At 72.3% G+C, this 25,266-nt stretch carries 25 protein-coding genes; 10 read left to right on the forward strand and 15 right to left on the reverse strand.

The window, feature by feature from the left end:
- Nucleotides 1–139: 139 nt before the first annotated feature.
- The gene (locus tag ABD330_RS01870) at nt 140–1,030 is read left to right on the forward strand and encodes a SigE family RNA polymerase sigma factor (RefSeq protein WP_344459926.1); all 891 of its coding nucleotides are present in this window, start codon (nt 140–142) and stop codon (nt 1,028–1,030) included.
- Nucleotides 1,031–1,260: 230 nt separating this feature from the next.
- Here ABD330_RS01870 and ABD330_RS01875 read toward each other — a convergent pair whose 3' ends face one another.
- The 4 genes from ABD330_RS01875 to deoC all read right to left on the reverse strand — a co-directional run bounded on the left by ABD330_RS01875 (nt 1,261) and on the right by deoC (nt 5,598).
- On the reverse strand, nt 1,261–1,902 hold the full coding sequence (locus ABD330_RS01875; protein ID WP_344459928.1) for an ATP-binding protein: 642 nt from the start codon (nt 1,900–1,902) through the stop codon (nt 1,261–1,263).
- Between the two features lie 294 nt (nt 1,903–2,196).
- Nucleotides 2,197–3,099, reverse strand: a complete 903-nt coding sequence (locus tag ABD330_RS01880) for an aldehyde dehydrogenase family protein (protein WP_344459930.1) — start codon at nt 3,097–3,099, stop codon at nt 2,197–2,199.
- Nucleotides 3,092–4,606, reverse strand: coding sequence for an aldehyde dehydrogenase family protein (locus ABD330_RS01885; RefSeq protein ID WP_344459931.1), 1,515 nt, complete (start codon nt 4,604–4,606; stop codon nt 3,092–3,094). Before ABD330_RS01885 ends, ABD330_RS01880 begins: the two co-directional genes overlap by 8 nt.
- A 5-nt stretch (nt 4,607–4,611) precedes the next feature.
- Entirely contained in the window at nt 4,612–5,598 is a 987-nt protein-coding gene (deoC, locus tag ABD330_RS01890) for a deoxyribose-phosphate aldolase (RefSeq protein WP_344459933.1), read from the reverse strand.
- A 379-nt stretch (nt 5,599–5,977) separates the two neighbouring features.
- Here deoC and ABD330_RS01895 point away from each other — a divergent pair, with 379 nt between their 5' ends.
- The gene (locus ABD330_RS01895; RefSeq protein ID WP_344459935.1) at nt 5,978–6,670 is read left to right on the forward strand and encodes a TetR/AcrR family transcriptional regulator; all 693 of its coding nucleotides are present in this window, start codon (nt 5,978–5,980) and stop codon (nt 6,668–6,670) included.
- Between the two features lie 7 nt (nt 6,671–6,677).
- Here ABD330_RS01895 and ABD330_RS01900 read toward each other — a convergent pair whose 3' ends face one another.
- Complete coding sequence (locus ABD330_RS01900; protein WP_344459936.1) at nt 6,678–7,109, reverse strand: hypothetical protein; 432 nt, start codon at nt 7,107–7,109, stop codon at nt 6,678–6,680.
- A gap of 194 nt (nt 7,110–7,303) precedes the next feature.
- Here ABD330_RS01900 and ABD330_RS01905 point away from each other — a divergent pair, with 194 nt between their 5' ends.
- Nucleotides 7,304–8,128: an ABC transporter ATP-binding protein gene (locus ABD330_RS01905; protein ID WP_344459938.1), complete on the forward strand. Its 825-nt coding sequence runs from the start codon at nt 7,304–7,306 to the stop codon at nt 8,126–8,128.
- Nucleotides 8,125–8,862 carry an ABC transporter permease gene (locus ABD330_RS01910; RefSeq protein ID WP_344459939.1) on the forward strand — a complete coding sequence of 246 codons (738 nt, stop codon included), beginning with the start codon at nt 8,125–8,127 and terminating at the stop codon, nt 8,860–8,862. Before ABD330_RS01905 ends, ABD330_RS01910 begins: the two co-directional genes overlap by 4 nt.
- Nucleotides 8,863–8,999: 137 nt before the next feature.
- Here ABD330_RS01910 and ABD330_RS01915 read toward each other — a convergent pair whose 3' ends face one another.
- Together ABD330_RS01915 and ABD330_RS01920 are read right to left on the reverse strand one after the other, a co-directional pair.
- A complete protein-coding gene (locus tag ABD330_RS01915) occupies nt 9,000–9,365 on the reverse strand; it encodes a hypothetical protein (protein WP_344459941.1) in 366 nt (121 codons plus the stop codon).
- Nucleotides 9,362–9,814 carry an ATP-binding protein gene (locus ABD330_RS01920; protein WP_344459942.1) on the reverse strand — a complete coding sequence of 151 codons (453 nt, stop codon included), beginning with the start codon at nt 9,812–9,814 and terminating at the stop codon, nt 9,362–9,364. The genes ABD330_RS01915 and ABD330_RS01920 overlap by 4 nt, the downstream gene beginning before the upstream one ends.
- A gap of 272 nt (nt 9,815–10,086) precedes the next feature.
- On the opposite strand from ABD330_RS01920, the gene ABD330_RS01925 reads away from it, so the two are divergent.
- The 3 genes from ABD330_RS01925 (at nt 10,087) to ABD330_RS01935 (ending at nt 12,086) form a co-directional block, all read left to right on the forward strand.
- Nucleotides 10,087–10,971 carry a DUF5753 domain-containing protein gene (locus ABD330_RS01925; RefSeq protein ID WP_344459944.1) on the forward strand — a complete coding sequence of 295 codons (885 nt, stop codon included), beginning with the start codon at nt 10,087–10,089 and terminating at the stop codon, nt 10,969–10,971.
- Complete coding sequence (locus ABD330_RS01930; protein WP_344459946.1) at nt 10,968–11,174, forward strand: DUF397 domain-containing protein; 207 nt, start codon at nt 10,968–10,970, stop codon at nt 11,172–11,174. The genes ABD330_RS01925 and ABD330_RS01930 overlap by 4 nt, the downstream gene beginning before the upstream one ends.
- A 180-nt stretch (nt 11,175–11,354) precedes the next feature.
- Entirely contained in the window at nt 11,355–12,086 is a 732-nt protein-coding gene (locus ABD330_RS01935) for a PH domain-containing protein (RefSeq protein WP_344459947.1), read from the forward strand.
- Between the two features lie 100 nt (nt 12,087–12,186).
- Here the strand turns inward: ABD330_RS01935 and ABD330_RS01940 are convergent, their stop codons facing one another.
- The 3 genes from ABD330_RS01940 to ABD330_RS01950 all read right to left on the reverse strand — a co-directional run bounded on the left by ABD330_RS01940 (nt 12,187) and on the right by ABD330_RS01950 (nt 15,611).
- Nucleotides 12,187–13,884 (reverse strand): phospho-sugar mutase, encoded by a 1,698-nt coding sequence (locus tag ABD330_RS01940; protein ID WP_344459949.1) that lies wholly within the window; start codon nt 13,882–13,884, stop codon nt 12,187–12,189.
- 294 nt (nt 13,885–14,178) lie between these two features.
- The gene (locus ABD330_RS01945) at nt 14,179–15,021 is read right to left on the reverse strand and encodes a purine-nucleoside phosphorylase (protein ID WP_344459951.1); all 843 of its coding nucleotides are present in this window, start codon (nt 15,019–15,021) and stop codon (nt 14,179–14,181) included.
- Nucleotides 15,022–15,173: 152 nt separating this feature from the next.
- Nucleotides 15,174–15,611 carry a gamma-glutamylcyclotransferase family protein gene (locus tag ABD330_RS01950; RefSeq protein ID WP_280719605.1) on the reverse strand — a complete coding sequence of 146 codons (438 nt, stop codon included), beginning with the start codon at nt 15,609–15,611 and terminating at the stop codon, nt 15,174–15,176.
- Nucleotides 15,612–15,743: 132 nt separating this feature from the next.
- Between ABD330_RS01950 and ABD330_RS01955 the strand changes: the two genes are divergently transcribed.
- A complete protein-coding gene (locus ABD330_RS01955; RefSeq protein WP_344459954.1) occupies nt 15,744–17,198 on the forward strand; it encodes an NAD(P)H-quinone dehydrogenase in 1,455 nt (484 codons plus the stop codon).
- A gap of 235 nt (nt 17,199–17,433) precedes the next feature.
- On the forward strand, nt 17,434–18,342 hold the full coding sequence (locus ABD330_RS01960) for a DeoR/GlpR family DNA-binding transcription regulator (RefSeq protein ID WP_344460040.1): 909 nt from the start codon (nt 17,434–17,436) through the stop codon (nt 18,340–18,342).
- Nucleotides 18,343–18,561: 219 nt separating this feature from the next.
- On the opposite strand, the gene ABD330_RS01965 is transcribed toward ABD330_RS01960, so the two are convergent.
- The 5 genes from ABD330_RS01965 to ABD330_RS01985 form a co-directional block, all read right to left on the reverse strand.
- Entirely contained in the window at nt 18,562–20,337 is a 1,776-nt protein-coding gene (locus ABD330_RS01965) for an acetyl/propionyl/methylcrotonyl-CoA carboxylase subunit alpha (protein WP_344459956.1), read from the reverse strand.
- A gap of 247 nt (nt 20,338–20,584) precedes the next feature.
- Nucleotides 20,585–21,340: a hypothetical protein gene (locus ABD330_RS01970; RefSeq protein ID WP_344459957.1), complete on the reverse strand. Its 756-nt coding sequence runs from the start codon at nt 21,338–21,340 to the stop codon at nt 20,585–20,587.
- Between the two features lie 156 nt (nt 21,341–21,496).
- Nucleotides 21,497–22,093 (reverse strand): nucleoside triphosphate pyrophosphatase, encoded by a 597-nt coding sequence (locus ABD330_RS01975; protein ID WP_344459959.1) that lies wholly within the window; start codon nt 22,091–22,093, stop codon nt 21,497–21,499.
- A 149-nt stretch (nt 22,094–22,242) separates the two neighbouring features.
- Complete coding sequence (locus ABD330_RS01980; RefSeq protein WP_344459960.1) at nt 22,243–22,458, reverse strand: acyl-CoA carboxylase subunit epsilon; 216 nt, start codon at nt 22,456–22,458, stop codon at nt 22,243–22,245.
- 28 nt (nt 22,459–22,486) lie between these two features.
- The gene (locus ABD330_RS01985) at nt 22,487–24,079 is read right to left on the reverse strand and encodes an acyl-CoA carboxylase subunit beta (RefSeq protein ID WP_344459962.1); all 1,593 of its coding nucleotides are present in this window, start codon (nt 24,077–24,079) and stop codon (nt 22,487–22,489) included.
- Nucleotides 24,080–24,293: 214 nt separating this feature from the next.
- On the opposite strand from ABD330_RS01985, the gene ABD330_RS01990 reads away from it, so the two are divergent.
- The gene (locus ABD330_RS01990; RefSeq protein WP_344459964.1) at nt 24,294–25,247 is read left to right on the forward strand and encodes a biotin--[acetyl-CoA-carboxylase] ligase; all 954 of its coding nucleotides are present in this window, start codon (nt 24,294–24,296) and stop codon (nt 25,245–25,247) included.
- Nucleotides 25,248–25,266: the final 19 nt, after the last annotated feature.

The following is a 25,266-nucleotide window of genomic DNA, read 5'->3' on the forward strand; positions in this document are numbered from 1 at the left end:
CGCTGTGACAGTCGGCGGACAGCCCCATGACGACAGCCGGGCAAGATTTTCCATGTCGCCGAAGAACGGACCGGGTCAAACCGGTCCGCAGGACGGCGAAGAGACACGGAACCGCTCGTACCGACCATGGGGGTGCACGATGAACACCACGCTCAAGACCCGCAAGACCGCGGGCATCAGGAACGCGTGTTCGTCGACCGGCACCCACTTCGAGGTGCGGACGGACGCGACTTCCGGTGCCGTCACCGTACGGGGGTGCGCACACAGCACCGGGACCCGCAGCCTCGGCGGCGGGAGCAGGACGGGGGAGCTGCACGGCATCGGTCGCAAGGGGAGTGCGACCGGCTCCGGCACCACGCTGACCCTGCGGGCGATCGGCTCGGGGGAGCCGGCCGCCCGTGAGACCACCGGCGGGACCCTGCTGCGGCTGACGCCCGTGGCGCCGGTGGCGGCCGTGCCGCCGGTCGTGGCGGTCGTGCCGCAGGCGCAGACGGCGGTCGAGGAGGACTACATAGAGGAGTTCACGGCGTACGTCCGTGAGCGCCGCGCCTCCCTCTACGCCACCGCGTACCACCTCACCGGCGACCGCCACCAGGCCGAGGACCTGCTGCAGAGCGCGCTCTTCTCCACGTACCGGGCCTGGGGCCGGATCGCCGACAAGGCGGCGGTCGGGGGCTACCTCCGCCGCACCATGACCAACCTGCACATCTCCGCCTGGCGCCGCCGCAAGGTCGCCGAGTACCCGACGGAGGAGCTGCCCGAGACGGTCGGCGACACCGACGCGATGGGCGGCACCGAGCTGCGCGCCGTGCTCTGGCAGGCGCTCGCCAAGCTTCCGGAGAACCAGCGCACCATGCTGGTGCTGCGGTACTACGAGGGCCGGACCGACCCGGAGATCGCCGACGTGCTCAACATCAGCGTCGGCACGGTGAAGAGCAGCATCTGGCGCGCGCTGCGCCGCCTGCGCGACGACGAGCAGCTCAACCGCACCGGTGACCTGGCGCACGCGTTCGGCGAGCTCGTCGCGTAACGACAACAGACTCCCGTCGGGGGACGGGTGCACGGCCGCGGGAACGCGGGTGCCGGCTCGGGGGAGCGGCAACCGACGGGGGATCCCCGCAGCCGACAGAAGCAGTGGTCCCGGTGCCGGGGAGAGGCACTGGGCCCACTGCTTTTTCAGTGGCTGCGCCGGTGGACGGGGCAGCCGAACAGCCACAACAGGGGCGCGAGGGGGTGCCCGATCCTGTTCAGTGCACCCTGTCAGACGCCCACGGTTGCCGGGCGGTGGACGGCGGCCGCGCGGACGCGGCGTTCGGCCTCGGGGCCCGCGCAGGCGTACGCGCCGAGGGCGACCTGCCGGCCCACGATGCCGCGTTCGGCCCGCATCAGGCGCCAGCCGCGCCGCAGCAGGTAGGGGACGGACTTGCGCCCCTCGCGGACGTCCCGGCGGAAGCGCCGCCAGGCGGTGGTGAGCGGGCGGTTCCGCAGGCAGATGGCGTCGCCGAGCAGGTCCTCGGCCGCGCACTGGGCCGCGATCTCGGCGGCGAAGATGCCCTCGGCGATGAACGCGGGCGAGCCGGTGAGGTCGAGGACGCGGGTGCCGGCCCGGCCGTTGTCCGGGATGGAGTACACGGGTACCTCGGCCCGGCCGGTGGTCGTCAGGGCGCGGATCGCCGCCAGGGCCTGGTCGCGGTGCCAGGCGAGCGGGGAGTCCCAGTCGGTGCCGCCGTCGGGGAAGAGCGGCAGCGTCGGGTCGTCGCCGTCCTTGTAGAAGTCGTCGAGCTGGAGCACCGGCAGTCCGGTCCGCTCCGCGAGCGAGGACTTGCCCGACCCGGAGGGCCCGGAGAGCAGAACGACCCGGGCGAGGGCTATTGGGGCGGGGTTCGCGGAGGAGTCACTCACGAGACACCAGTCTGACGCATCGGGCACGGATGCCGAAACCGGCCGGTAGCGAGATCTTTAACGCAACCGGCCAACCACAGCCAGGGGCGCGGGGAACTGCGCGACATCGGAAGCCAACGGTCCGCAGCCTCCCACGGAGCGGAGTCCCGCCCCCTGGTCGAGTGCCGGAGCCAGAAGGCGACGGACCCGCGCCAGGGGGGGGAGAGGCGCGGGTCCGTCATAGGCACGTCCGGGCCCCCGGGGGGGTAGGGGCACTGGGGACGGCCAGTCTGTGGAGTTGTGCCGAGAGCCTGGTCAGAGGCCCATCGGGTGCCAGACCGTCTTGGTCTCCAGGAAGGAGAGTAGCCGGTCGGTCGTCGGGGACTTGGTCCAGTCCAGAGCGGACGGGTCCTCCGCCGGGCGAAGCACTCGCTTCAATGTATCCGCAGCCGACGCCTCCAGCGCGGCTGCCGCGCCGGGGCCGTCGGCGGCAATCGCGCCGGTGAGGTCGAGCCCGTTCACGTCCTGGTGCGAGGCCAGCGTCGGGGCGATGTCCGCCGTGCGGCCGGAGACCAGGTTGACCACACCGCCCGGCAGGTCCGAGGTCGCCAGCACCTCGCCCAGCGACAGCGCCGGGAGCGGGGCGTCGGCGGCGACGGCGACCACGACCGTGTTGCCGGTCGCGACGACCGGGGCGATCACCGAGATCAGGCCGAGCAGCGAGTACCCGTACCCGGTCTGCGGAGCGACGATCCCGATCACGCCGGTCGGCTCGGGCACGGACAGGTTGAAGAACGGACCGGCGACGGGGTTGGCCCCGCCGGCGATCTGCGCGACCTTGTCCGTCCAGCCGGCGTACCAGACCCAGCGGTCGATGGCCTCGTCGACCAGCGCCAGCGCCTTCTTGGCACCGATGCCCTCGGCGGTCGCCACCTCGGCGGCGAACTGCTCACGGCGGCCTTCGAGCATCTCGGCGACCCGGTAGAGCACCTGGCCGCGGTTGTACGCGGTGGTGCCCGACCAGCCCTTGACCGCCGCGCGGGCGGCGAGGACGGCGTCGCGGGTGTCCTTGCGGGTCCCGAGCGGGGCGTTGGCCAGCCACTGGCCCTTGGCGTCGGTCACCTCGTACACCCGTCCGCTCTCGGAACGCGGGAACTTCCCGCCGACGAACAGCTTGTAGGTCTTCATCACGTCAAGACGCGCGGTGGGCTCAGACATCGAGGTACGCCTCCAGGCCGTGGCGGCCGCCCTCGCGGCCGTACCCCGACTCCTTGTATCCGCCGAACGGCGAGGTCGGGTCGAACTTGTTGAAGGTGTTGGCCCAGACCACACCGGCCTTGAGCTGGTTCGCCATCCAGAGGATGCGCGAGCCCTTCTCGGTCCAGATGCCGGCGGAGAGGCCGAACGGCGTGTTGTTGGCCTTCTCGACCGCCTCGGTGGGCGTGCGGAAGGTCAGCACCGAGAGCACCGGGCCGAAGACCTCGTCGCGGGCGATCCGGTGCGCCTGGCTGACGCCGGTGAACAGCGTCGGGCGGAACCAGTAACCGGCGCCCGGGAGTTCGCACTCCGGGGCCCAGCGCTCGGCGCCCTCGGCCTCGCCGATCGCGGTCAGCTCGGTGATCCGCGCCAGCTGGGCGGCCGAGTTGATGGCACCCAGGTCGGTGTTCTTGTCCAGCGGGTCGCCGATCCGCAAGGTGCCCATCCGGCGCTTCAGCGCGTCGAGCAGCTCGTCCTGGATCGACTCCTGGACCAGCAGGCGCGAGCCCGCGCAGCAGACGTGGCCCTGGTTGAAGAAGATGCCGTTCACGATGCCCTCGACCGCCTGGTCGATCGGCGCGTCGTCGAAGACGATGTTCGCGGCCTTGCCGCCCAGCTCCAGCGACAGCTTCTTGCGGGTGCCCGCGATCTGCTTGGCGATGGACCGGCCGACCGGGGTCGAACCGGTGAAGGCGACCTTGTTGACGTCCGGGTGCGCGGTGAGCGCGGCGCCGGTCCGGCCGTCACCGGTGACGATGTTGACAACGCCCTTCGGCAGACCGGCCTGGCGGCAGATCTCGGCGAAGCGCAGCGCGGTCAGCGGGGTCGTCTCGGCGGGCTTGAGGACCACGGTGTTGCCGGTGGCGAGCGCGGGCGCGATCTTCCACGCCAGCATCATCAGCGGGAAGTTCCACGGGATGACCTGCCCGGCCACGCCCAGCGGGCGCGGGTTCGCGCCGTAGCCGGCGTAGTCGAGCTTGTCGGCCCAGCCCGCGTAGTAGAAGAAGTACGAGATCGCGGTCGGGATGTCGAAGTCCCGGCTCTCGCGGATCGGCTTGCCGTTGTCGATCGACTCCAGCACGGCCAGCTCGCGCGAGCGCTCCTGCATGATCCGGGCGATCCGGAACAGGTACTTGGCGCGCTCGCTGCCCGGCAGCGCCGACCAGTCGGTGAACGCCTTGCGGGCGGCGGTGACCGCGCGGTCGACGTCCTCCTCGGTGCCCTGCGCGAACTCGGCGATCACCTGCTCGGTGGCCGGGTTGACGGTCTTCAGGGCCTCGCTGCCGCTGCTGTCGACGAACTCGCCGCCGATGAAGTGGCCGTAGGAGGTCGCGATGTCGCCCGCGGCCGCGGGGGACTCGGGGGCGGGGGCGTACGTGAAGAGGCCGGACGGGTGCACGGCTGCGGCGGCGATGGCTGCGGCGGCCGGCTCGGCGGGCGTCTGGGCGGTGTTCTTGTTCTTGGCCATGAGGGTCAGTCCACCGTCACGTAGTCGGGACCGGAGTACCGGCCGGTGGTCAGCTTCTGACGCTGCATCAGCAGGTCGTTGAGCAGGCTGGAGGCGCCGAAGCGGAACCAGTCCGGGGAGAGCCAGTCGTCACCGAGGGTCTCGTTGACCATGACGAGGTACTTCATGGCGTCCTTGGTGGTCTTGATGCCACCGGCCGGCTTCACGCCGATCTGGATGCCGGTCTGCCGCTTGAAGTCGCGGACGGCTTCGAGCATCAGCAGCGTCACCGGCGGGGTGGCGTTGACCGCGACCTTGCCGGTGGACGTCTTGATGAAGTCGGCGCCCGCGAGCATCGCGAGCCAGGAGGCGCGGCGCACGTTGTCGTACGTCTGCAGCTCACCGGTCTCGAAGATGACCTTGAGGTGGGCGTGCGTGCCGTCGGCGCGCCGGCACGCCTCCTTGACGGCGGTGATCTCCTCGAAGACCGACAGGTAGCGGCCGGAGAGGAAGGCACCCCGGTCGATCACCATGTCGATCTCGTCGGCACCGGCCGCGACCGCGTCGGCGACGTCGGCCAGCTTCACCGGGAGCGCGGCGCGCCCGGCGGGGAAGGCGGTGGCGACCGAGGCGACCTGGATGTCCGTCCCCGCGAGCGCCGCCTTCGCGGTGGCGACCATGTCCGGGTAGACGCAGATCGCCGCGACCCGAGGGGCGCTCGGGTCGCTGGGGTCGGGGTTCCGGGCCTTGGTGCACAGGGCGCGCACCTTGCCGACCGTGTCCGCGCCTTCCAGCGTGGTCAGGTCGATCATCGAGATCGCCAGGTCGATGGCATAGGCCTTCGCCGTGGTCTTGATCGATCGAGTACCGAGGGAGGCGGCACGGGCTTCCAGGCCGACGGCGTCGACGCCGGGCAGGCCGTGCAGGAAACGGCGGAGCGAGGCCTCGGACGCCGCAACGTCCTGAAGGCCGCCGCCCGCAGCGCCGGGGGCATTGGCTGCAACAGTGGACATAGTCACCAGGGCAGCATATCTACGCGCGTAGCGATGCGCTAGGGCACCCCCCTTTCGATGCCGGACCGAGATCTGGGCGGGGGGTCGGGTTGAGATCCGGGCTGAGAGCCGGGGCGGGGTTCGGGTGCGGATCCGGTCGGCGGGCGGGCTGGGGCTGTTGTTCGGTGGGCGGAGGGCGGGGGATGTCGGACGGATGCCGGATATCAGATGACAGATTTCAAAATCTGTCATCTGATATCTGTTGGTCAATGTCTGGCGTCTGATGTCCGATATCGGGTAGCTGCCCGACGGTCTCCGGCAGCCCCGCCTTGAGCCCGGCGCGCCGTCCCGGACGTCATCCCGACGCCGTCCCGCGCGCCGTCCTGCGCAGAATGATCGGGTGACCTCCGAAATGCAGCCCGCCGCCGAACCGACCGATGCCGAGTCGACTGCCGCCACCCCGACCGCCGGCGAGCCCCCGGCCCCCCGGAAGCGGACCGGCCGCCGGCCCGGCTCCGCCGACACCCGTCGGACGGTGCTGGAAGCGGCGCGGGCCGAGTTCGCCGCGCGCGGCTACGAGAAGGCGAGCATGCGGGCGATCGGCCGCACCGCGGGTGTCGACGCGGCGCTGCTGCACCACTACTTCGGCAGCAAGGACCGGTTGTTCCTCGCCGCGCTTGAGCTCCCGGTCGACCCGAGGGCGGTGGTCGAGCAGGTGCTCCCGGGTGACCGCGAGACCGTCGGTGAGCGGGTGGCGGGCTTCGTTCTGGCCCTCTGGGAGCAGCCCGGGGTGCTCGACCGGCTGCTTGCGCTGGTGCGGGCGGCGGCCACCACCGAGCAGGTCGCACAGCTCATGCGCGATTTCGTCATGGAGGAGCTCGTCCGCCGCGCTGCCGCCGAACTCGGCCTCGACCAGGCGGAGTTGCGGATCGAGCTGATGCTCTCGCAGATCATCGGGCTGGCCATGGCCCGCTACGTGATCGGCATCGAGCCGCTCGCTTCGGCCACCCGCGAGGAGTTGGTACCGCTGCTTGCTCCGACCTTCCAGGGGTACCTCGGCGGTGCCCGGCCCGCCGCCGAGGGGACGGGGTGACCCGCCCTTACAGCTCGTAGTCCTTCGCGAGCTCGTCCCAGCGGATGCCGCGCAGGCCGTCGTCGGGGGCGTCGTCCGACGGCATGTCCGGGGTCGCCTGGAACCATATGACGGTCAGCGTGGAGCGGTGCAGTACCTGCACCAGCTGCGGGTCGACCGGGTGCGACTCGAAGGATCCGACGCAGGTGACGGCGGGCAGCAGTTCGACGGGGCCGAAGCCCCCGGCGGAAGTGTCCGGATACTCACGGACCGGCGTGACCAGGTGCACGGGAGTGCCGGGCCGGGCCTGCTCGGTGTTCCTGAGCAGGCGTTCGAGGAGGCGGTCGTTCCAGCGTCCGTGCGGGTACCCCTCCAGCATTCCGCCGTAGGTCGATGACAGCTGCACGCTGGAGAGTTCGATCGAGCGGCCGGAGGGGAGGGCAATGCGCGCCAGTGTCATGGCGCCGAACCTAGCCGCACCGCCCGCGTGCCCGCCGCCGAATTTCCGCTGGTCGGCGCTGCTGCCGGCGCCGCTGCCCGGCACTGCTTCCGCTATTGCTTCCGGATGCCCGCCCGCCGGCGCCGGGCTGCCGGTGCCCGACTCGTCCTGCCGCGTCGCTTGACGGCCGAGCCCCGCGAGGAGAAACTCATCACATGATGAATTCATCGCCAGTCGCGGCGCCCCCCGCGATCCGCGTCACCGGCCTGACGGTGACGCGCGGCGGCAACCCCGTCCTCCAGGGCCTGTCCCTCGACGTCGCGGCCGGTTCGATCACCGGGCTGCTCGGCCCCAGCGGCTGTGGCAAGACGACGCTGCTGCGCTCGATCGTCGGCGTCCAGAAGACCACCGCCGGACGGGTCGAGGTGCTCGGTGCGGAGGCCGGCAGCGCCGTGCTGCGGCGCCGGGTCGGCTATGTGACCCAGGCGCCCTCGGTCTACGGCGACCTGAGCGTCGCCGAGAACCTGCGCTACTTCGCGGCCGTCCTCGGCGCACCCGCCGACGATCCGGCCCGAGTGATCGCCCAGGTGGGGCTCTCGGCGCACCGGGAGACGCTCACCGCCCGGCTGTCCGGCGGCCAGCGGGCGCGGGTGTCGCTCGCGGCGGCTCTGCTGGGCAGTCCGGAGCTGCTCGTCCTCGACGAACCCACCGTCGGCCTCGACCCCGTCCTGCGGCAGGAGCTCTGGCAGCTCTTCCGGCAACTCGCCGACGCGGGTGCGACCCTGCTGGTCTCCAGCCATGTGATGGACGAGGCCGCCCGCTGCGACCGGCTGCTCCTGATGCGCGAGGGCCGGCTGCTGGCCGACGACACCCCGGCCGAACTGCTCAGCCGGACGGGCGCCGCCGACGTCGACAGCGCCTTCCTCGCCCTCGTCGCCGGACCGGCCCCGGCTGCGGCCCACACACCCTCGGCCCAAGCACCCTCGGCCCAAGTACCTTCAGCCCAAGCGCCCTCAGGGAAGTCAGGGACGTCCTCGTGAACCCCACCCGCACCCTGGCCACCGCCCGCCGCGTGCTGGCCCAGCTCCGCCACGACCCCCGGACCATCGCCCTGCTGCTGGTCGTCCCCTGCCTGCTGCTCACCCTGCTGAAGTACATGTTCGCGGGCCAGCCGTCGGCCTTCGACCGGACCGGCGCCGCTCTGCTCGGGATCTTCCCGCTGCTGGTGATGTTCCTGGTCACCTCGGTGGCCATGCTGCGCGAGCGCACCACCGGCACGCTGGAGCGCCTGCTCACCATGCCGCTGGGCAGGCTCGACCTGCTGCTCGGTTACGCCCTCGCCTTCGGCGTGGTGGCGCTGCTCCAGGCCGCCCTCGCCTCGGCGCTGACGCTCGGCCTGCTCGGCCTCCATGTCGCCGGCCCGACCTGGCTGCTCTTCGCGGTGGCGCTGGGCGACGGCCTGCTCGGCATGGCGCTCGGCCTGTTCGTGTCGGCCTTCGCCGCCACCGAGTTCCAGGCGGTCCAGTTCCTGCCGGCGGTCCTGCTGCCGCAGCTGCTGCTCTGCGGCCTCTTCGTGCCGCGCGCCCGGATGGGCGAGGCTCTGCGCTGGGCCTCGGACGTGCTGCCGCTCTCCTACGCGGTCGACGCGATGAACCGGCTGACCAGCACCACCGGCGTCGACGGCCGGGTCCTGCGCGACCTCGCGGTCATTGCCGGGGCCGCGCTGCTCTCCCTCGCGCTGGGCGCGGCCACCCTGCGGCGGCGCACGGCGTGAACCGGGCCGATGCGCCCCCTGGCCGCGTACGGGCAGCCGGGGGCGCATCCTCGCCGGTCACACCGGCTTCGGAACGCTCCCCGCCCCGAAGCCGGTCCCCGCCATGCCCGGCAACCCAGGCAGCCCCGGCCGCCAGGTCACCGGCCGAGCCAACTCCGCACTCGTCGCCGCCGCTTCGTGACGGCACTCACCACCACGAGCCGGTGGTCCGCCGCGAAGCCGTCGACGCTCCAGGTGTCACTGCCGACGAGGAGGGCGGCGAGCCGCCCGTCCACGGCATCGCGAGGGAACTCGCCCCACACCGACTGCTCCTCCGGCCGGAAGTGATGCCCGAACGTGTCCGCCCGCTCCAGGACGGCGAGGACCGCCAACTGCCCCTCCCCGTCCATCTCCTGCGGAAGGACCGCTTCCACCCGGTACCTGTCGTCGGGGCGGCGTTCCAGTCGCACGCCGACTCCGGTCGCCTCGGCCAACGCGAGCGCGAACCCGATCACCTGGCTCATCCGGCCGTCTCCCCGCCGTCGCCTGTCGCGCCGATCAGCGCCCACGTGCACTTTCCGACCCCGCCCGCGCGCGGGCAGCACCCCCAGCGCTCCGCCAACTCCCGTACCAGCAAGAGGCCACGCCCGGATTCGTCCTCCGCGCAGGTGTCCGGCCGGAGCGCCGGGCGGACACTGTCGGCGTCGTGCACCTCGATCCGCAGGCGTCCGAGGTGCAGTTCGAACCGGACCTGGATCAGCCGTCCCCGCGTGCCGTGCGCATGCAGCACAGAGTTGGCGACGAGCTCGCTGACCAGCAACTCGCCTGTGTCGAGCACCCGTTCGCCACCCTCCAGCTCTCCGAGGAAGCTTCGGAGCAGCCTGCGTGCCGCACCGGCCGACTTCCTGTGGCGCGGCAGCCAGCAGGCGCGCTCGTCACCCCTGGCGAGTGGTCTGTCGGGAGTTTCGGGCATGGCGCAGCTCCTCTGGGCGCGACGGGAGGGCGAAGCGGGCGTGTTGGACGCCCCGTTGACGGCCGGAGGCGGGCACAGGAATGCCCGGGCGGCGAGCCATCATGATCACTTAAGGTGAATGCACGGACTACTCCCCGTAAGCATGCTCCGTCGCGGCGCACTGCTGCAAGTGGGTCGGATGCAATTTGCTATTGGATCACTCCGGGCATTCGGTGCCCCTCCGGCCGGTCGGACGGGCAGACTGGGGGCCTCAGTTGAGAAGGGAACGAGGTATGCCCGCAGGTGGACGGCCGACTGTGCGCAGCCGACGGCTCGGCGCGGCCCTCCGGAAGCACCGTCAGGCGGCCGGCATGGACCAGGCCGCCGCAGCGGAGAAGCTCATGGGATCGGTCGCCAAGGTGTCGCGGATGGAGACGGGCAAGGTCACGTCCCGCCCGATCGAGGTCCGCCTCCTGCTGGACCTGTACGAGGTCAGCGACCCGGAGGAGCGCGAGCGGCTCGAATCCCTCGCCCGCGAGGGCAACCGGCGCGGGTGGTGGCTCGACCACGGCGGATCGGTCAGCGCGAACTACGCCTCGTACATCGAGTTGGAGAGCGACGCCACGCACATAGTGGCCTGGCAGTTGGCGCTCATCCCGGGGCTGCTTCAGACACCGGCGTTCGCCATGGCGGTGCTCGATGCCAATCCGGCAGTAGTTCCGGCGGAGAACAGGGACGAGTTCATCAAGGTTCGCGCGGCCCGCCAGCGGCGGATCGAGGACGGGGAGGTTCGCTTGACGGCCATCGTCTGGGAACCTGCCGTCACAGCGCCCATGAGCAGTCCGGATGTCCACCGTGAGCAGCTGGACCACCTCTTGAAGGCGTCGAAGCTGCCCAACGTGACGATTCAGATTCTGCCGCTGAGTGCGGGCAATGTCGCACGAGTGGTCGGTCCGTTCACGGGGATGTCGTTCGGCCAGCACTCCACCCTCGAAGCCGTCTCCTTCGAGGGCTACACGAACCTGGTAGTCGTGGAAGCCGCAGAGGAGTTGGGATGGTACGTCCACGCTCTCGAAAACCTGAGGTCAGCCGCTTGGACGCCTGAACAGACCTCGGCCTTCCTCAGGAAGACGCTTCGGGAACTCTCGCAGGACCACGGAAAGGAAGAATCGTCATGACCCGACCCGACCTTGTGACCCCCTTCAAGAAGTCGTCGTACTCCCAGGCGGGTGGCGAGTGCGTGGAGACCGCCCTGACGTCGAGCCGCGGCCAGGCCGTGCGTGACTCCAAGGACCCGGACGGGCCGGTGCTGGTCTTCCCGGCCGACGCGTGGTCGGCGTTCGTCGCCGGCGTCCGGTCGGGGGACTTCCCCGCCGTCTGAGCGGGCAGCGTCGGCAGGCCCCGGCCCCGGCGGGGATCGTCCCGCCGGGGCCGGGGTGGCCGGCGGCGGAGGCGCGGGGTGGTGCACCCGGACCGACCTGGGCACATGTGGGGAAACCTTGGGGCACAACAGCGTCACGGCCCGCGCCGATCGCCGACCCCGTGCGGCAGAATCGTCCCCATGACCGAATCCGACGGCACGCCCGACCCCGGCACGCCCGAACCCGACTCCGGCGCCGACCCCGGCGCCGGGACGCCCGCCGCCTCCGGGCCGAAGGCCGCGACACCCGCCGCTTCCGGGCCGAAGTACGCCGACCGCGTCTACCGGTCCGTTCCCGGTGTGATCTCCGGTGTGCTGCTGCTGGCCGTCGCGGCCTGGCTGATCATCGACGCGGTGCTGACCGGGAGCGGTCGCACGCCGTGGATCGCGCTCGCCGCCGCGCCGCTCTTCGCGTTCCCCGTCATCGCGTACACGCTGCGCCCGGTGGTGCTCTCCAACGACGACCGGCTGCTGGTCCGGAACCCGATCCGGACGGTCCACGCGCCGTGGGCCTCGGTCGAGGGGTTCAAGGCGGGGTACTCGGTCGAGTTGTTCGCCGCCGGCAAGAGCTACCAGGTGTGGGCCGTCCCGGTGTCGCTCAAGCAGCGCAAGCGGGCCACCGCGCGGGCCACCCGTGCGGCGGCCGGCGGTGACCCCGAGGCCTCCCGGACGACCCGGGCCCGCCGGCCCGACGAGGCCGACCCGACCCGGGCCTGGTCCGACCAGGTGGTCGACTCCCTCCAGGAGACCGCCGAGCGCAACGCCGGGCTGCCCGGCGCCGCCGGTCCGGTCACCGTGACCTGGTGCTGGTGGGTCATCGCCCCCACGCTGGCCGGGCTGGTCGCCCTGGCGGCCCTGCTCGCCACCGGCTGACCCTCCCGCGCACGCGCACGCCGTGATACGGCGACGGGCCCGGTGTCCAGCCCCCATCGAAGGGGCTGGACACCGGGCCCGTCGCCGTTCGGCCGTGGCCTCAGATGCCGGCGGCCGCCGCCAGGTCGCGCTTGATCGCGTCCAGCACACCTGCGGCCTGCTCCCGGGTGCCGGCCAGGTCGGCGGCGGTGGCGACCGGGAGGACGACCTCCAGGTAGCACTTGAGCTTCGGCTCGGTGCCGGAGGGGCGGACCACGATCCGGGCCGAGCGGACGCCCTCGCCGGTGAGGCGGTAGCGCAGGCCGTCGGTCGGCGGGAGGTCGGCGGAGCCGGCGGCCAGGTCGTCGGCCCCGGTCACCCGCAGGCCGGCCAGCACGGTCGGCGGCTGCTCGCGCAGGCGCTGCATCACGTCGGCGATCAGGGTGAGGTCCTCCACCCGGACGGAGAGCTGGTCGGTGGCGTGCAGGCCGTGCTCCAGCGCCAGGTCGTCCAGCAGGTCGGTCAGGGTGCGGCCGGTCCGCTTGAGCGTCGCGGCCAGCTCGGCGACCAGCAGGGCGGCGGTGATGCCGTCCTTGTCGCGGACGCCCTCCGGGTCCACGCAGTAGCCGAGCGCCTCCTCGTAGCCGTACCGCAGGCCGTCCGCGCGGGCGATCCACTTGAAGCCGGTCAGCGTCTCGGCGTAGCCGGTGCCGGCGGCCTCGGCGATCCGGCCGAGCAGGGTGGAGGAGACGATGGTGGTGGCGAAGGTGCCGGTGGCGTGCTTGGCGACCAGCGCCGCGCCGAGCAGCGCACCCACGTCGTCGCCGTGCAGCATCCGCCAGCCGTTCGGCTTCGCGGCGTCCGGCACGGCGACCGCGCAGCGGTCGGCGTCGGGGTCGTTGGCGATGATGATGTCCGGGCCGACCGAGGCGGCGGTGCGGAACGCGAGGTCCATCGCGCCCGGCTCCTCCGGGTTGGGGAAGGCCACGGTGGGGAAGTCCGGGTCCGGCTCGGCCTGCTCGGCGACGACCGTCGGGGCGGGGAAGCCGGCCTGCTTGAAGGCGGCGACCAGGGTGTCCCGGCCGACGCCGTGCAGCGGGGTGTAGACGACCTCCAGGTCGCGCGGGGTCGACGGGTCGACGGTGGTGACGGCACGGTTCAGGTACGCCTCGACCACGTCGTCGCCCAGCACCTCCCAGCCGCTCTCGGCCAGCGGGACCTCGTCGAGCGAGCCGATGGCGTCGATCCCGGCGGCGATGCCCGCGTCGGCGGGCGGGACGATCTGCGAGCCGTCGCCCAGGTAGACCTTGTAGCCGTTGTCCTGCGGCGGGTTGTGGCTGGCCGTCACCACGACACCGGCGGCGGCGCCGAGGTGGCGGATCGCGAAGGCCAGCACGGGGGTGGGCAGCGGGCGCGGCAGCAGCGCGGCGCGCAGGCCGGCGCCGACCATCACGGCGGCGGTGTCGCGGGCGAAGTCGTACGACTTGTGGCGGGCGTCGTAGCCGATGACCACCAGGTCGCCGAGGTTCTCCTGACGCACGTACGCGGCGAGGCCGGCGGCGGCGCGGATGACCACGGCGCGGTTCATCCGCATCGGGCCCGCGCCCAGCTCGCCGCGCAGGCCGGCGGTGCCGAACTGGAGGCGGTCGGCGAAGCGCTCGGCCAGCCGGGACCAGGCGAGCCGGTCCTCGGTCCTGCCCTCCGGGCCCTCGGCGGCGGCCAGCATCGCGGCCAGCTCCTCGCGGGTCTGCGGGTCGGGGTCCTCGGCGAGCCAGGCCCGGGCCCGGGTGAGGAGATCGGTGGTGGGTGCCTGCGCCATCATGTCTCTTCTCAGGAGACCCTCGGTGTCATCCGAAGGGGGGAATTGAGATGCTCTGTCGCCGAAGGCGTGGAGCGCCGTAGTAGCGCCACCGCGCACCTCCGGGTACCGGTCGGGGCTTGGCCGTCGCCAAAGCGAGAAGCCCCCTCGCCACGAGGGGGAGGAGTCACGGGTGCCGGCTCCGTCCGAGGCCGGTGCCTGGGCGGTCCGGGCGGAAACCAACGCACAGTGGGGGTCTTCGGGCGGGTTGTGCCCGAAGACCCCCACTACTCATGATTCTGCGTCAGTGTCGGCTCAGATCCGCTCAAGGACCTTCGCCAGCAGCGCGCCCATCCGCTCGGCGCTGGCCTTGCCGGCCTCCAGCACCTCGGCGTGGTTGAGCGGCTCGCCCGTCATCCCGGCGGCCAGGTTGGTGACCAGCGAGATGCCGAGCACCTCGGCGCCGGCCTCGCGGGCGGCGATGGCCTCCAGCGTGGTGGACATGCCGACCAGCTCGCCGCCGATCACCCGGGCCATGTGCACCTCGGCCGGGGTCTCGTAGTGCGGGCCGCGGAACTGGACGTACACGGCCTCGTCCAGCGACGGGTCGACCTCGCGGCACAGCTGCCGCAGGCGCGGCGAGTACAGGTCGGTGAGGTCGACGAAGTTCGCGCCGACGATCGGCGAGTCGGCGGTCAGGTTGATGTGGTCGCTGATCAGGACCGGCTGGCCGGGGACCCAGCCCTCGCGCAGGCCGCCGCAGCCGTTGGTCAGCACGATGGTCGAGCAGCCGGCCGCGGCGGCGGTGCGGACACCGTGCACGACGGTGGCCACGCCGTGACCCTCGTAGTAGTGGTTGCGGCCGAGGAAGATCAGGGCGCGCTTGTCGCCGATCCGGACGGACCGGATCTTGCCGGAGTGGCCGGCCACGGCGGGGGCGGGGAAGCCCGGCAGGTCCGTGACGGGGAACTCGGCCACGGTCTCGCCGAGGGCGTCGGCGGCCGGCACCCAGCCGGAGCCCATCACCAGGGCGACGTCGTGGCGCTCGGCGCCGGTCAGCTCGCGCAGGCGCGCGGCGGCGGCCTGGGCGGCGGCGTAGGGGTCGGTGGGGACGATCGACTGAGGAGTTGCGTTCACACCGCCGAGGATAGACGGCATTCGCCTACGCGCGTAGAACAAACCGCCCAAGCCATGCCGGATCGTTACCCGGTTGACCCGAAACGCCAGGAAAAGGCCGGATTCCGCTGTACACCTTTGGAGAGACCGACAGTGGCCCCCGAGCCCGCCTCCGGGCAGCGCCCCGACCGGTCTCAGCAGGGACGATGCCGCAGATCGAGCACGTAGTCGTGCGGCGCGCCCGCGCTCTCGGCGGCGTCCGCGATCAGCCCCAGGTAGCGCGCGGCCGGCAGCCCGCCCTCGTAGTCGTTCAGCACGTACGTCCAGACCTGGATGTCGCCGTCCAGGGTGTGCGCCCGCAGCTTCGTCTTGCGGTAGATGCCGAGCTGCACGCCCTCCCAGCGGTCGAGGCCCTCCTCGTCCATCGGCGCCACGTCGTAGAGCGAGACGAAGACCTGCTCCTTCTCGTCCTCGACCACCGTGGCCAGCGATCCCTCCCAACCGAGGTGCTCACCACCGAAGGTGAGCCGCCAGCCGTCCAGCCAACCGGTGCCGCGCAGCGGTGAGTGCGGGGCGCGTCGGCTCATCTGCCGGGCGTCGAGATTGGTGGCGTACGCGGCGTAGAGGGGCATGGCGCCAGCCTACGGGAGACCATGGGGCCCGAGGCCCGGGGGAGTGTCGATCGTCACATCCCGGCGGAGCCGGGAACCCTGACTCGACCTAGTGGCGCCCCCGGCGTGGCGCGGCTCCCGGCGTACGGGACAATGGTGCACGTGACTCGGATCGTGATCATCGGTGGCGGACCCGGCGGCTATGAGGCAGCGCTCGTCGCTGCCCAGCTCGGCGCGGAGGTGACCGTTGTCGACCGCGACGGTCTGGGTGGATCGGCGGTGCTCACGGACTGCGTGCCGTCCAAGACGCTGATCGCCACGGCGGAGGTGATGACCACCTTCGACAGCTCGTACGAGGAGCTGGGCATCATCGTCCGTGACGACACCCCCCCGGTGAACGGCTCGGCCCGGGTGGTCGGCGTGGACCTCGGGAAGGTCAACCGCCGGGTCAAGCGGCTGGCGATCGCCCAGTCGCACGACATCACCCAGTCCGTCACCCGCGCGGGCGTCACGATCCTGCGCGGCAAGGGCCGGCTCGGCTCGGGCGGCCAGGCGGCGGACGGCTCCCGCGAGGTGCTGGTCGAGGCCCCCGACGGCACCGTCGAGGCGCTGCGCGCCGACGCCGTGCTGATCGCCACCGGCGCCCACCCCCGCGAGCTGCCCGACGCCCAGCCGGACGGCGAGCGGATCCTCACCTGGACGCAGGTCTACGACCTGGACGAGCTGCCCGCCGAGCTGATCGTGGTCGGCTCCGGCGTCACCGGCGCCGAGTTCGCCGGCGCGTACCAGGCGCTCGGCTCCAAGGTCACCCTGGTCTCGTCCCGCGACCGGGTGCTCCCCGGTGAGGACCCGGACGCGGCCGAGGTGCTGGAGGAGGTCTTCCGCCGCCGCGGCATGAACGTGATGGGCCGCTCCCGGGCCGAGGGCGCCAAGCGCGTCGGCGACCGGGTCGAGGTCACCCTCGCGGACGGCCAGGTCATCTCGGGCACGCACTGCCTGATGGCGGTCGGCTCGATCCCGAACACCGCCGACATGGGCCTGGAGGAGGCCGGTGTCCGGCTGAACGACTGGGGCCAGGTCAAGGTCGACCGGGTCTCCCGCACCTCCGCCCCCGGCGTCTACGCGGCGGGCGACTGCACCGGCGTCTTCATGCTCGCCTCGGTCGCCGCGATGCAGGGCCGGATCGCGATGTACCACGCGCTCGGCGACGCGGTGCAGCCGCTGAACCTGAAGACCGTCTCCTCCAACGTCTTCACCGACCCGGAGATCGCCACCGTCGGCTACACCGCCGCCGACGTGTCCTGCGGGAAGATGGACGCCGTCGAGGTGAAGCTGCCGCTGCGCGGCAACCCGCGGGCCAAGATGCAGGGCATCCGGGACGGCTTCGTGAAGCTGTTCTGCCGCCCCGGCACCGGCATCGTGGTCGGCGGCGTGGTGGTCGCCCCCCGGGCCAGCGAGCTGATCCACTCGATCTCGCTCGCGGTGGACAACAACTTGACGGTCGAACAGGTGGCCAGCGCGTTCACGGTCTACCCGTCCGTCTCCGGCTCCACCGCCGAGGCCGCCCGCCAGCTGCACATCCGCAAGCGCGACAGCGCGGATTCCTGATCCGTTGAACGGAGTTGAGGCGGTCGCCCCCGGGGCGGCCGCCTTCGCCGTATCCGGCCGCGTCACCCGCACGGCGGGGCGTACCACCGCTTGCTGACGGCGCGTATTGTACGGTCGCACGCTGCTCCAAGGCGGGCAATTCCCGTAACCAGCTGCAAACGCCTGAAAGCAGACGGTCATTCAGGTTACCGTCGGTTCTGTGTTTGCAGCAGAACGTCGCCAGTTGATCCTTGAGATGGTGCGCGCCAACGGAGCGGTCTCGCTCCGTGAGCTGGCCCGCGTCGTCCAGACCTCCGAAGTCACCGTGCGCAGAGACGTCCGGGCCCTGGAGGCCGAAGGGCTGCTCGACCGCCGGCACGGCGGCGCGGTGCTCCCCGGCGGCTTCAGCCGGGAGCCGGGCTACCCGCAGAAGACCCACCTCGCCGCGGCCGAGAAGAGCGCGATCGCCGATCTGGCGGCCGGGCTGGTCGAGGAGGGGGACGCCGTCGTGGTCGGCGCCGGGACGACCACCCAGGAGCTGGCCCGCCGGCTGGCCCGGATCCCCGGGCTGACGGTGGTCACCAACTCGCTCCTGGTCGCCCAGGCGCTCGCCCACGCCAACCGGGTGGAGGTGGTGATGACGGGCGGCACCCTGCGCGGCTCCAACTACGCCCTGGTGGGCAGCGGCGCCGAGCAGTCGCTGCACGGCCTGCGGGTCACCAAGGCCTTCATCTCCGGCAGTGGGCTGACGGCCGAACGCGGCCTGTCCACCACCAACATGCTCTCCGCGAGCGTGGACCGGGCACTGGTGCAGTCGGCCACCGAGGTCATCGTCCTCGCCGACCACACCAAGCTCGGCGCGGACACCATGTTCCAGACCGTCCCCACCGACGGCATCACCCGCCTGGTGACGGACGAGCACGCCGCCGCCGACGACTCGACGGCCCGTGAGCTGGACGCCCTGGCGGACTGCGGCGTGCAGGTCGTCATCGCCCCGCTCGGCCTCGTGGCCGAGCCGCCGCCCGTGCAGCAGGCACCGCCGGCCGCCCAGCGCCGCCCCACCCTGCCGCCCGGCGGCGCCCCCCTCCCGGGCCAACGCCGCCCCGGCGCGCACGGCGGGCCGCCGACCCGCCTGGCGGAGCTGGGAGCGCCACGCGTGCGCTGATCGTAACTGGCGAGCCATCAGGGGCGCGGGGAACTGCGCGGGACGGCAGGCTCTGCACCGTTACTGCTTCGACTTACAGCAAGAGGCACCCCGTTGCGCAGGAGCGCTTCAGGGTGCCTCTTGTTCGGAGCTATTCAGTTCAGGTCCGGAGTCTTCCGGTTTCGCGCAGTTCTCCCCCAGCCTTCGGCCGGGGGTACCCCCACGCGCCCCTGAAAAGACTCAGTCCTTGATCTCGCAGAGCGCCGCGCCGCTGGTGACGCTCGCGCCGACCTCGGCCTTGAGGCCGACGACGGTGCCGGCCTTGTGGGCGTTGAGGGGCTGCTCCATCTTCATCGCCTCCAGGACGACGATCAGCTCGCCCTCGGCGACGACCTGGCCCTCCTCGACGGCGACCTTGACGATGGTGCCCTGCATCGGCGAGGCCAGCGTGTCACCGCTCGCCGCCGGACCGGCCTTCTTGGTGCCGACCCGGCGCTTGGTCTTGCCGCCCGCCGAGGCGCCCGCCGCCGGAGCGGAGGAGACACCCAGCGACGAGGGCAGCGAGACCTCGATCCGCTTGCCGCCGACCTCGACCACCACGGTCTCGCGCTGGTCGGGCTCCTCGCCCTCGCCACCCGCGCCGACGAAGGCGGGGATGGTGTTGTCGAACTCGGTCTCGATCCACCGGGTGTAGATCGTGAACGGGCCCTCGGAGCCGTGCACCTCCGGCGCGAACGCCGGGTCGGTGACGACCGCCTGGTGGAACGGGATGGCGGTGGCCATGCCCTCCACCTTGAACTCCGACAGCGCACGCGCGGCACGCTGCAGTGCCTGCTTGCGGGTGGCGCCGGTGACGATCAGCTTGGCGAGCAGCGAGTCCCAGGCGGGGCCGATGACCGAGCCGGACTCGACGCCCGCGTCCAGCCGGACGCCGGGGCCGGACGGCGGCGCGAACAGCGTCACCGTGCCGGGGGCGGGCAGGAAGCCGCGGCCCGGGTCCTCGCCGTTGATGCGGAACTCGATCGAGTGACCCCGCACCTCCGGGTCGTCGTACCCGAGCTCCTCGCCGTCGGCGATCCGGAACATCTCGCGCACCAGGTCGAGCCCGGTGACCTCCTCGGAGACCGGGTGCTCCACCTGGAGACGGGTGTTGACCTCCAGGAAGGAGATCAGCCCGTCCTGGGAGACCAGGAACTCGCAGGTGCCGGCGCCGACGTAGCCCGCCTCGCGCAGGATCGCCTTGGACGCCCGGTACAGCTCGGCGTTCTGCTCCTCGGTGAGGAACGGCGCCGGGGCCTCCTCCACCAGCTTCTGGTGGCGGCGCTGCAGCGAGCAGTCACGGGTGGAGACGACCACCACGTTGCCGTGCTGGTCGGCGAGGCACTGGGTCTCGACGTGCCGGGGGTTGTCGAGGTACTGCTCGACGAAGCACTCGCCGCGCCCGAAGGCGGCGACCGCCTCGCGGACGGCGGACTCGAACAGCTCCGGGATCTCCTCCAGCGTGCGGGCGACCTTGAGGCCGCGACCGCCACCGCCGAAGGCCGCCTTGATGGCGACCGGCAGGCCGTGCTCCCGGGCGAACGCGAGCACCTCGTCGGGGCCCGCGACCGGGTCCGGCGTACCGGCGACCAGCGGGGCACCGGCGCGCTGGGCGACGTGCCGGGCGGTGACCTTGTCGCCGAGGTCGCGGATGGCCTGCGGCGGCGGGCCGATCCAGGTCAGGCCCGCGTCGATGACGGCCTGGGCGAACTCGGCGTTCTCGGACAGGAACCCGTAGCCCGGGTGGACGGCGTCCGCACCGGAGTCGGCGGCCGCCTTGAGCACCTTGGCGATGTCCAGGTAGCTGGTGCCGGGGGTGTCGCCGCCGAGCGCGTAGGCCTCGTCGGCCGCGCGGACGTGCAGCGCGTCCCGGTCGGGCTCGGCGTAGACGGCGACGCTGGCGATACCGGCATCCGAGCAGGCCCGGGCGACGCGGACGGCGATTTCTCCGCGGTTGGCGATGAGCACCTTGCGCACTGTGGCTCCCTTCTTGAACCTCGTTGAGTCTAGGGATCGATAGGTCATACCGGCGAGTAGCCCCAGGTGGTGAGCTTGCCCACACGGAGCGTGACGCGGATTCGTGATCACTCGCGCACGGAGTGGCACACCCTGCTGGTAGAGACGCTACGCGCGGCGCCGGGGAACCACCGGGGTATGGCCGGAGACCGGCCGGAGGCGTCCGCGCCGCGCCGTGGCCTTCGCCACACCGGGCGCCCGTCCGGGCTCATCCGGCCACCGCGGCCGGGGCCGGCGCCGCGGCGGTGGCCGGCCCCGTGATGTCCGCGGCGAGCTCGACGACGTCCGGGCCGTACGCCGCGGGGTTGACCACCCGCAGGACGAGGACGAACGTGCCGTCCGTGCCGTAGCGGCGGGCCAGCTGCCGGTGGTGGGTGGTCAGGTAGCGGACGGCCGCGTGGTTCGAGGTGGCGGTCTGGCCCGCGATCAGGAAGACCGGGCGGCTGCCCGGCCCGGCATGCAGCCGGGCCAGCAGGACGTAGCGCCCGTTGTCGGGCACCGCCGGGTCGGCCTCGAAGCCGTACTCCTCGCCGCCGACCGCGATGGTCTCCCAGCGCGTCCGGCCCGGGTCGATGCCGTACCGCACACCGGGCAGCCAGGAGGTCAGGTGGGCGGCCGTGCGCTGGTTGCTGGTCGGGCCGCCGAGGCAGAACTCGGCCTTGCCGCCGATCCCTTGGCGCACCTGGTCGTGGACGACGATCTCGGCGCGGGCGCCGCACTCCTTCACCAGGGCGGCCAATTCCATCAGCGCGTACACGTCGTTGCGCGAGACGCTCTTCGAACTGGCCGAGGCCGTGTGCTGGTTCACCACCAGCAGGCACTCGGTACCGCCGGGCATCCCGAAGAACTCCCGGATCCGGCCGAGCCGTCGGCGGCGGCGCAGGGTCTGCGCCAGCCAGCCCAGGCCGGCGCTGATGGCGCTGGCGACCAGGCCGAGCAGCACGTTGAGCACACTGTCGGTCATCCCAGCTCCTTCCCGGACTCGACGGCAGGCGCCAGCCTAGCGACCGGGCGGACCGGCGGAGGTGGATCGGTACGACAGATGTACGGGCCCGGATCTGTCCGAATCCGCAGCGGAAACCGCGGAACCCCTGCCGTGCACCCCCGCCGGGGCGGCGGCTCAGGTCCAGAGGTCGGTCAGCCGGATGCCGAGGTCCGCGAGGAGACGCCGCAACAGCGGCAGCGACAGGCCGATGACGTTGCCCGGGTCGCCGTCGATGCCGTCGACGAACGGCGCCGAGCGCCCGTCCAGGGTGAACGCCCCTGCCACGTGCAGGGGTTCGCCCGTGGCGATGTACGCGGCCACCTCGGCGTCGTCCGGGGTGCCGAAGCGGACGGTGGTGGAGGCGGTCGCCGAGGACTGCTTGCCGGTGGCGGTGTCGATCACGCAGTGGCCGGTCCGCAGCACGCCGTCCCGGCCGCGCATCGACTGCCAGCGGACCAGCGCCTCGGCGGCGTCGGCGGGCTTGCCGAGCGCCCGGCCGTCCAGCTCCAGCACCGAGTCGCAGCCGATCACCAGCTGCCCGTCGGACAGCCCGGCGGCGACCGCGTTCGCCTTCGCCTCGGCCAGCACCAGGGCCAGTTCGCCCGGGGTCGGCGCGCTGAGGGCGTCCTCGTCCACCCCGCTCACCACCACCTGCGGGTCCAGCCCGGCCTGCCGGAGCAGGCCGAGGCGGGCGGGGGAGGCGGAGGCGAGGACGAGCGTGCGGGTGGTCATGCCGACAGCCTAAGGGGCCCGGGGCGCGAGGAACTGCGCGAGGGCGGAAGGCAACGGTCCGCACCTTCCGACTTCGCGCAGTTCCTCGCGCCCCTGTTGTGGTTGCCCGCTTGCCTTGTCGCGGAGCCCGTCCGTGGCTGGGCGAGTGCCTATCCGGCCCAGCCGGAGGTGCGCCAGGCGTGGGGGCCGGGGGCGGGGGTGTGCCGCATCCGCCGGGCCCGGTCGTTCCATGCGGAGGCCGGGCCGCCGCCCGCGCGGCCGGCCGCCGCAGCGGCCTCGGCGGCGGCCCGGGCTGAGACCACCGCCAGGACGGTGGCCAGCTCCTCGGGGGTCGGCTGCCCGTGCAGCACCTGGATCGGGGTCATGCTCAATCCTCTCCCAGCGACGGCGGAATTACAGGGGGATGTTGCCGTGCTTCTTGGGCGGCAGCACCTCGCGCTTGCCGCGCAGCGCCCGCAGGCCCCGCACGATGTGCCGACGGGTCTCGGAGGGCGCGATCACCGCGTCCACGTACCCGCGCTCGGCGGCCAGGTACGGGTTGAGCAGGGTGTCCTCGTACTCGGCGACGAGCTCGGCGCGGCGGGCGTCGACGTCCTCGCCGGCCGCGGCGGCCTGGGTCAGCTCGCGGCGGTAGACGATGTTGGCCGCGCCCTGCGCGCCCATCACGGCGATCTGCGCGGTCGGCCAGGCGAGGTTGAGGTCGGCGCCCAGGTGCTTGGAGCCCATGACGTCGTACGCGCCGCCGAAGGCCTTGCGGGTGATCACGGTGATCAGCGGGACGGTCGCCTCGGCGTACGCGTAGATCAGCTTGGCGCCGCGCCGGATGATGCCGTCCCACTCCTGGCCGGTGCCGGGCAGGAAGCCGGGCACGTCCACGAAGGTGATGACCGGGATGTTGAAGCTGTCGCAGGTCCGGACGAACCGCGCGGCCTTCTCGCTGGCGGCGATGTCCAGGCAGCCGGCCAGGTCCATCGGCTGGTTGCCGACGATGCCGACCGGGTGGCCCTCGACCCGGCCGAAGCCGGTGATGATGTTGCCGGCGTACAGCGCCTGGGTCTCCAGGAACTCGCCGTCGTCGAGGATGTGCTCGATCACCTTGTGCATGTCGTACGGCTGGTTGGCCGAGTCCGGCACGATGACGTCGAGTTCGAGGTCCTCGTCGGAGACCGTGAGGTCGGCCTCCTCGGGGTAGGCCGGGGGCTCGCTGAGGTTGTTGGAGGGCAGGTACGAGAGCAGGTTCTTGACGTACTCGATGGCCTCCTTCTCGTCGGCGGCCAGGTGGTGCGCGACGCCGGACTTGGCGTTGTGGGTCCGGGCGCCGCCCAGCTCCTCCATGCCGACGTCCTCGCCGGTGACGGTCTTGATGACGTCCGGTCCGGTGATGAACATGTGCGAGGTCTGGTCGGCCATCACCACGAAGTCGGTGATCGCGGGGGAGTACACCGCGCCGCCCGCGCACGGGCCCATGATCAGCGAGATCTGCGGGATGACACCCGAGGCGTGCACGTTCCGGCGGAAGATCTCGCCGTACAGGCCGAGCGAGACCACGCCCTCCTGGATCCGCGCGCCGCCGGAGTCGTTGATGCCGATCACCGGGCAGCCGGTCTTCAGCGCGAAGTCCATCACCTTGACGATCTTCTCGCCGAACACCTCGCCGAGCGATCCGCCGAAGACGGTGAAGTCCTGCGCGAAGACGGCGACCTGACGGCCGTCCACGGTGCCGTAACCGGTGACCACGCCGTCCCCGTACGGGCGGTTGGCGGCCTGGCCGAAGTTGACGGAACGGTGCCGGGCGAACTCGTCGAACTCCACGAAGGAGTCCTCGTCCATCAGCTCCAGCACCCGCTCACGGGCCGTCAGCTTGCCCTTGGCATGCTGCTTCTGGACGGCCGCGGAGGAGCCGGAGTGCACCGCCTCGTCGAGCCTGCGCCGCAGATCGGCGAGCTTTCCGGCGGTGGTGTGGGGGTCGTGCGGGGCCTCGGACATCCGGTGGCTCTCCCTGAATCCATGGGCCGCGACCTGTCGGTACTTTGGGTGAGGGCAGGGCGGCGCAGCGAACTACCGTTGAGTAGCGTAGCCAGCGCGGAGCGATTCCCGTTATGGCCAGCGACACAGTGTGTTGGCGCGCGTTCTGCGGCACGATGGTGCGGCCTGGCGCCGTCCGAGTCCGACCTGGCCGCCGGGTCTAGAGTTCTGAGGCATGACCGAGCCCTCCCGTCCGAGTGGACCGCGCCGCAGTGGACTGCGTGGCTTCGGCCACGCCGGGTCCTCCCCCTGGACCGACCTCGACCGCCCGCCGCTGGACGCCGCCCGGCTGAGCCACGACCTGGTCGTCCCGGGCGGCCTGTGGACCTCGGTCGAGGTGGTCGCCGAGACCGGCTCCACCAACACCGACCTCGCGGCCCGGGCCAGGGCGGGCGCCGCCGAGGGCGCGGTGCTGGTCGCCGAGGCGCAGAGCGCCGGGCGCGGGCGGCTGGAGCGGCAGTGGACGGCCCCGGCGCGCTCCGGGCTCTTCCTCTCCGTCCTGCTGCGGCCGGGGGAGGTGCCGCGCGAAGCGCGTCAGGCGGAGGGTGGTGGCGGGCGACGGGCGGGCGTGCCGATGGAGCGGTACGGCTGGCTGCCGATCCTGGTCGGCGTGGCGGCGGCCTCGGCTCTCGGCCGGGTCGCCGAGACCGAGATCGGGCTGAAGTGGCCCAACGACCTCCAGGTCACCGTGGACGGCGCCGAACGGAAGGTCGGCGGCATCCTCACCGAACTGAGCGACGGCGCGGTGATCGCGGGGCTGGGCGTCAACGTCTCGCTGCGCGAGGCCGAGCTGCCCGTCCCGACGGCCGGCTCGCTCGTCCTGGCCGGCGCGGCCGTCACCGACCGGGAGACCCTGCTGCGCGCCCTGCTCCGTTCGTTCGCGGAGCTGTACGGCGAGTGGGTCGCGGCGGCGGGCGATCCGCACGCCAGCGGCCTGCTGCCCGCCTACGCGGCCCGCTGCACCACCCTGGGCCGTCCGGTCCGGGTGCTGCTGCCCGGCGACCGCGAGCTGACCGGCGAGGCGGTCGCCGTGGACGGCGACGGCCGCCTGGTGGTCCGCACCCCGGACGGCACCCGCCACCCGGTGGCGGCCGGCGACGTCGTACACGTACGACCCGAGGAGGCCTGACCCCGAGCCGCCGGAACCC

The sequence above is a fragment of the Kitasatospora kazusensis genome, from assembly GCF_039529945.1.
Taxonomy (GTDB): domain Bacteria; phylum Actinomycetota; class Actinomycetes; order Streptomycetales; family Streptomycetaceae; genus Kitasatospora; species Kitasatospora kazusensis.